The 4,351-nt window shown below is 56.8% G+C and carries 7 protein-coding genes; 4 read left to right on the forward strand and 3 right to left on the reverse strand.

Annotated features, from left to right (window positions below):
- Window positions 1-1,050: 1,050 nt before the first annotated feature.
- Both PPTH39_RS23370 and PPTH39_RS23375 read left to right on the forward strand, forming a co-directional pair.
- Window positions 1,051-1,479, forward strand: coding sequence for a hypothetical protein (locus PPTH39_RS23370; protein WP_010657471.1), 429 nt, complete (start codon window positions 1,051-1,053; stop codon window positions 1,477-1,479).
- A gap of 98 nt (window positions 1,480-1,577) precedes the next feature.
- Entirely contained in the window at window positions 1,578-1,826 is a 249-nt protein-coding gene (locus tag PPTH39_RS23375; protein ID WP_095003392.1) for a hypothetical protein, read from the forward strand.
- Between the two features lie 63 nt (window positions 1,827-1,889).
- Here the strand turns inward: PPTH39_RS23375 and PPTH39_RS23380 are convergent, their stop codons facing one another.
- Complete coding sequence (locus PPTH39_RS23380; protein WP_084357101.1) at window positions 1,890-2,180, reverse strand: type II toxin-antitoxin system RelE/ParE family toxin; 291 nt, start codon at window positions 2,178-2,180, stop codon at window positions 1,890-1,892.
- Window positions 2,143-2,406 carry a CopG family ribbon-helix-helix protein gene (locus PPTH39_RS23385; RefSeq protein ID WP_010657468.1) on the reverse strand — a complete coding sequence of 88 codons (264 nt, stop codon included), beginning with the start codon at window positions 2,404-2,406 and terminating at the stop codon, window positions 2,143-2,145. The genes PPTH39_RS23380 and PPTH39_RS23385 overlap by 38 nt, the downstream gene beginning before the upstream one ends.
- A 292-nt stretch (window positions 2,407-2,698) precedes the next feature.
- On the opposite strand from PPTH39_RS23385, the gene PPTH39_RS23390 reads away from it, so the two are divergent.
- Both PPTH39_RS23390 and PPTH39_RS23395 read left to right on the forward strand, forming a co-directional pair.
- The gene (locus tag PPTH39_RS23390; RefSeq protein ID WP_095019824.1) at window positions 2,699-3,016 is read left to right on the forward strand and encodes a hypothetical protein; all 318 of its coding nucleotides are present in this window, start codon (window positions 2,699-2,701) and stop codon (window positions 3,014-3,016) included.
- Window positions 3,017-3,257: 241 nt separating this feature from the next.
- Window positions 3,258-3,506 (forward strand): hypothetical protein, encoded by a 249-nt coding sequence (locus tag PPTH39_RS23395; protein ID WP_095003394.1) that lies wholly within the window; start codon window positions 3,258-3,260, stop codon window positions 3,504-3,506.
- A 31-nt stretch (window positions 3,507-3,537) separates the two neighbouring features.
- Here PPTH39_RS23395 and PPTH39_RS23400 read toward each other — a convergent pair whose 3' ends face one another.
- Window positions 3,538-3,957, reverse strand: a complete 420-nt coding sequence (locus PPTH39_RS23400) for a hypothetical protein (RefSeq protein WP_073510845.1) — start codon at window positions 3,955-3,957, stop codon at window positions 3,538-3,540.
- Window positions 3,958-4,351: the final 394 nt, after the last annotated feature.

Here is a 4,351-nt window from a genome sequence, read left to right on the forward strand (position 1 = left end):
GCGTAAAAACCCAACCACGGGCGCTGTCACTGTCCTAAAACCCACCAACCGCCAGACGCCGAAGAGGGCAGGGGGCGCAGTGGTAAACAATCCCCGAAAGTCTGGAACGCCTGTTGGGAGTGGGAGCCGGGTGGTCGCACCTGGAACAAAATCCTCACTGCGTGGAGTCATGCGAGACGCTTTTTTTAAAAGCCGATCGTAGGGGCTCCCACGCCAGTGGGAGCCATCAAGTGCGTCGCGCAGCCATCATTATTGCCGCCAGTGGGCGGCCTTAGACTGGCGTCAGCCATCATTGCTCGTGCTCTTGTCTCTCAGGGTTATTACCCGCTTTGGATCTTTCCCAGCGAGTGGGGGTCCCCCTTTAGGGGGTCGAGCTGGTGAGCGCGTAGCGCGAATGCTCTTGGCTTTTTGCCCTTTTGTGCCTTTTCACCTTTATACCTTTATACCTCTCCTATTGGCGTTCTATTGCTGAAGCAATAGCCAACGCAATAGAACGACCAATAGAACGCCACATAGATAATCCAAGACAAAAGCAGAGCAACAGCGCGCCATCCCTACGGTCTGTCGTGGCCGCCCTGCGGGACGCCCAAACCTTCCGGGGGAGCGCCCCGTCAGGCTTTCAGGGTTCCGACTCGCTGCGCGAGCCTCCACCCTCTTTCCTCACCTGCGCCCTGAACGGGCTTGTCTCGAAAATTCACCCGCGTGCGCGCCCGGCAAAGCCGGACCAACCTGCATTCTGCAATTGCGCGACGTCTCGTTGCGGTCCTTTGTCCCTTTCTCGACTGCTACATCGCGAATCCAGGTTGGTCCGGTTTCACCTGACGCGCACGCAAGCGGTGCGGCCGGATGCTTCGCACCCTGGTTACGCCCTGAACGGGCTTCACCAGGGCAGACCGGAAAAATTTGGCCTGGGGGCCATTTTTCCTCCCCCCCCTCGTGGGCTCGGGAGGCGTCTGTCAGGCTGTTCACGCCACCAGAGGTGGCGGTTTATCCGAGCAGCTTTTGGCTGCTCGGGATGCGCTACCATGCGATTTTTTAAGGAGCCATCTCATGCAGCGTTTGGTAAAGCCGTCGGATTACGTCCTGCAGGACGTACTTGGCCAATCGATGTATCAGATTCCCTGGGAGCCCAGGCTCTGCCCGGGCAACCCTGCAGAAGATCCCGAGGCTGGCGCACTTCTTTACAACGCATTCGTCCAGGATCAGGCCAAAGGTGTTGTGCCGCGGACACCCGCCGAGCAGATGAGTGACATTCTGGATTGGGTTTTCGAAACGGCAGGCGAACCCGCCCGCAGCCTGGCCGCTGACTTGGCGGCAGCGTACCTAGGCAATCACGCCTTCCTGATCGATGATCTGGATGATTGGGACGCGGAAACCAAGTCGCATCGGGCGCACATGGTTTTTCATGGCGAGGACATTAGGGGACTTTCAGCGCGAACCGTCATGAAATTGCGGGCTCGAGCTGCCGCCGGATTTTAGCCGCGAAAATATCGTTAGACCGGTTGTTGCTACTAGTAACACGGGAGCGCATAACGAATAGAAAGGAACCCGCCCGGACGGGCCAAGAAGGTGTCGCAATGCGTATGACGTTTGGCAGTGCCTGCCGTAACGCGGGCCTTATGGCGGTGGTGTATTTCCTGTACGTGGGCTTCCAGAAGGGACACTTTGATGTCTTCGGCTGGTACGGGGTTGGGTGGTCGTGGGGGGACTGGCTAGTGTTGGCGGTGCTGACGGGGGTTTTTGGGGGCATTCTGTTTGAAGAATGGTGGGGGCAGCGCAAGCGTGCGAAGGCGAAGGCCCGCGAGCAGGGCGAAGACTTCCAATAACGCCGCGTATGTAAGTCGGACACAAAAAATCCCGCCAAAAGGCAGGATTTTTTGCTTCCGAACTCACCAATCTTCAGGGCGTTCCGCGTGCTGATGGAGAATTCGATATATCAGGATGGTATCCCCCTTCCGCGTGTAAATAGATCGATAGGGGTATTTCGAAATAATCAGTTCTCGGCAATCAGGGATATCCGAGGCTTTCCCTAACTGAGGAAAGGTCTCCAGTCGGGTTATGGCTTCCAGCACTTGGGAAATGACTTCCTCGGCCTTTTCAGCACCTAGACGCGGTTCGTAATGCTCGTAGATACCTTCGAGGTCACTGTCCGCTTTGCTGGTTAATGCGATTTTCGGCACGAGCCACCCACTTAGCCTTCACGGCATCCAAGTCGATTAGATTGCCTGCCTCAGCATCAGCGATCCCTTCGGCTACCGCTCGAAAATGCCAGGACTCTGACTCTACATAACGTGCCAATGCACGTTTGAGATGGTACTGACGATCCCGATCAGTTGCTTCAGCGAGCTGATCGAGCTGGTTAATCAGCTCCGATTCCACACGAAAAGACAGGACAGGCGAGGCCATGTTATCACTCCACACGATGTTGTCTACGATGTAGACGTTGTCTACTCATATTTGAGTATTCCACTATCAGTGGAATATCGCAACTATTTGCTAATCATTTATGAGCACTCACTATCATCGACCCAGTGCGAATAACGCCGCTTATGTTCAAAAGGCCCCCACACTTGAGAGAGTCGTGGGGGCCTTTTTTTCTGGGCACGGAAACCACACCCCTCCTACACTGGTACGCCAGACCCCACCTCTGTGGTTTTACGCACGGTGGGCCACTGACTCGGATAAGGACACCCCTGCCATGCCGTTACCCGTCACGCCGTCTTATGAGCGCCGTTTGCGCGACCTGCGCACGCTGTCCCCGGACACTGGCGCACTGCTTGAGCGCATCGCCCTGGAGCTGCAGCCGCAAGTGCTGGCCACCTCGATTGAGGCGTTGGAGGCGCAATTATTGGATCACCTGCAGGAAGTGGCTGAGCAGCAGACGCGCTGTGTAACTCGACTCTGGGACTGGTTAAACGCCGTGGTCGCCGCCGGAGCGCTGACGCCACCACAGGCGGCAGCGTTTGCCTGTGAAGCGGCCACCTTGGGCGGCCCGTCTGGCGTGGTACCAGAATGAGCAGCCGTGACGGTTCCACTGCTCACTACGGCTTAGAGCTCGGGCTAACGTGTTGGCATATTCAATGGGTTCTGGAGTATGAAGGCGTGACGTGCACGCTTTGCGGTGTCTGCCAAAGCGTCCAAGAGGCAGACATTCCTTTTGCTCATGTGGCAGGTTGCATCGGCGCAGCGGAAGTGGCACAGCACCCTTGGCGCGAGCTAGCAGCGGTTCTACGCCATTTGCCGGTCGTACTCGATAAATGATTGGCGAAGGAATTCACGAAGACGCGCTGCAGCACCTGGTGCAACAAAACGCGGTTAGGGAGTTTGTTGTGGGCCGCGATGCTAGCCGCACCAAGTGGACGTTTTCGGTACGCCTCGGCGGGCCGCACTCCCGGCTGATCGCGGTGCGCTCACGGCGCGAAGCGATTCGTACCTGGGCCAGCCTGACGGCAGTGGGGCGGTTTGCCGAAGGGCTCGGCGTGCGAGGCTTTGCGGTGGAACTATGAAGTTTCGCGCCCGCGAAACTGGCCACGGCTTTTAGTTATCGAGAGCGTCGAGCAAATTTGCCCAAGTAGGGGCTTCCCCTGGCTTCGCGTTGTGAGGCAATGCAGGTTTAGGCTCAGGTTTATGCTCGATCAGCCGAAGTGATTGTTGCAGCTCTTGTATCTCTGCACGCAGCAATCGAACCTCTTCAACCAACGAGTGTAGGGCTGGGTGTAAGGCGTCCATTTCAGGTGTAGGGGAAGTGTAGGGCGAGGGTGTCGGGTCAAGTGTAGGGCGGTGTAGGGTGATCCCCTGTGGTTCGCCATAAACGCGGATCATTTCTGATAGGTCGATAACCTTTTGCCCTTTACCGTCTAGGCCAGCAGTTACGCGGCCTTTAGACACGGCCTCATGCAATGTTGAACGGTGTAAACCGTAGAGTTTTGCCATGCGGCCGATGGTTAATTTTGCCATGTAGGGCAGTGTCGGGTTCTGTCTGTAGGGTGCCCTACAGTCTACTGCTATTTATGAGACTTAACCGACCATTCCCTAACGCGGTCCGGTGGACCTTGTTGGCTACCGTGCTGGTAGGCAGCACAGCTGCCAGACCCACACGGCAGCTTGTGAAAGACACAGGGTTTGCGCTGAGCGAGCAAACGCAATATCTTTGGGTAATAGATACATAGCATTAAAACGAAAAAACCCTGCCAAGGCAGGGTTTCATTCGGGCCAGCGGCGACGGCAATCGCTCTGGCCAAGGTCTCGGGGAATCTCTGCTTTTCGGTGCGGGGAACGAGACCTGGTAAGCCAATTCTGTCGGGAAAACTCCCGTCTGTCCAGCTTCCAGCCTCCCCCGACACCTCTTCCC

Origin of the sequence: Pseudomonas bubulae, assembly GCF_900618535.1 — a bacterium.
Lineage (GTDB): Bacteria > Pseudomonadota > Gammaproteobacteria > Pseudomonadales > Pseudomonadaceae > Aquipseudomonas > Aquipseudomonas bubulae.

What these genes read in the sequence shown, in the direction of transcription:
- PPTH39_RS23390 (WP_095019824.1), top strand. Translation starts at nt 2,699, where the DNA reads ATGCCGTTACCCGTCACGCCGTCTTATGAGCGCCGTTTGCGCGACCTG.
- PPTH39_RS23385 (WP_010657468.1), bottom strand. Translation starts at nt 2,406, where the DNA reads ATGGCCTCGCCTGTCCTGTCTTTTCGTGTGGAATCGGAGCTGATTAAC.
- PPTH39_RS23400 (WP_073510845.1), bottom strand. Translation starts at nt 3,957, where the DNA reads ATGGCAAAATTAACCATCGGCCGCATGGCAAAACTCTACGGTTTACAC.
- PPTH39_RS23375 (WP_095003392.1), top strand. Translation starts at nt 1,578, where the DNA reads ATGCGTATGACGTTTGGCAGTGCCTGCCGTAACGCGGGCCTTATGGCG.
- PPTH39_RS23395 (WP_095003394.1), top strand. Translation starts at nt 3,258, where the DNA reads ATGATTGGCGAAGGAATTCACGAAGACGCGCTGCAGCACCTGGTGCAA.
- PPTH39_RS23370 (WP_010657471.1), top strand. Translation starts at nt 1,051, where the DNA reads ATGCAGCGTTTGGTAAAGCCGTCGGATTACGTCCTGCAGGACGTACTT.